General features: G+C 40.2%; 1 protein-coding gene. It reads right to left on the reverse strand.

Annotated features, from left to right (window positions below; translation table 11 throughout):
* Positions 1-102: 102 nt before the first annotated feature.
* The coding region (locus tag FFM78_RS13620) for an IS1380 family transposase (protein ID WP_137638912.1) at positions 103-1,384 on the reverse strand (1,282 nt) is incomplete at its 5' end.

Genomic DNA, 1,384 nt, shown 5'->3' on the forward strand with positions numbered 1-1,384 from the left:
TTATCAGTTCTAGCTAGTGAGATCTTTCAACTAACTCAGAATTGCTTTGAACTTTTGGATACACTTGTCCCTTGGTTGTACAGATTTTTTTAATTTTGCCGGTTATTCAATAGCCTGGATACGCTGTAGAGCCTGGTAGAACAGCCGATGGTAAACATGATACGAGCTCAGCCGCAACTGAATGCGTCGGCCAGTATGCACAACACGTGCCGCAACTTTGAATAAACGGATCCGCAATGTGCTAACGCACAAGCCGGAATCATGTTTTGTCAGTGTTAGCTGCTTTAAAAAGTTGACAATATTGTAAGCCAGTACACTAACCATCATCCGAGCAGCATTGGCATTAAACGTTGAACTATCAGTCTTATCGAAAAAGAAACCTGTTTTAGCTTCTTTGATGTAATTTTCCATTTGGCCGCGTTTGTGATACAGTTCGAAGGCAGTTTCAGCCGTTAAATTAGTCAGATTAGTGACGATAAATTCATGTGAAAAGATCAGTTCACCAGCTACTCGAGTTGATTTAATATAAATCTGCCGTGGCTTAGGCCACGATGCTGATTGATAGATTTCAGAGTAGTAATGAGTCTCTTCCTCTTGCCACTGGGTTTGATCACTGATCTTGACGAACTTTTCAGCTAGATTCTGTAATTTTCGATTGCGTTTGAGTCGAATAATGTAAAACACATCTTTGGCTTCACAGACATCGTAAACTTCTGGCGTGGCGAAGCCACTATCACCACGAACCAGAATGTCAGTCGTGGGCAGCTGAGTTTGATAATGCTTTAATAGTGGTGTTAAAAAAGCTTTTACATCTTTGCTGGTGTAGGCATTTCCAGGACGCAAGACAGCTTTCAATAAGTTACCATCTTGATCAGTTGCCAGTAATGGATGATATCCTTCAGTACCATAATGTGCGTTGTAGTTAGTGGCTTCCTGTTTGCCATAAGTGTCTGAGTGAGTCGAATCGATATCAATAATCGTGGCTGTCTGGTTGGTTAATAGTCGAACACGGTCGATCAAAGCCTCATTTAAAGTCTGTAATGTGCTAACACTATCTTTATCAAAGCGTTGCCAAAAACGTGATATTGTTGCTTGTGAAGCCAAAGACGGTTTATCCAATAATAATTTAAAAAGCGGTTCTTTTTCTAAAAAAGTTGCCGCAGAATCTGCGCTATAACCAGCAATAATCTGAAGAATTAACTGTTTTAAGATACTAGAATTACTGTGTTGACAATATCGTCGCTGGTCATTGAACCTCAATAGTTTGTCGGCCAAGATGGTGAACTGGAATTTTGCCATCAGCTCTACACACAATGTTAGCCCGCCATCGGAAGATAATTGACCACCCGTATGCGATACTAAAATGTTTTTGTTGAAATTTAAT

It is taken from the genome of Loigolactobacillus binensis, from assembly GCF_005405165.1.
Taxonomy (GTDB): domain Bacteria; phylum Bacillota; class Bacilli; order Lactobacillales; family Lactobacillaceae; genus Loigolactobacillus; species Loigolactobacillus binensis.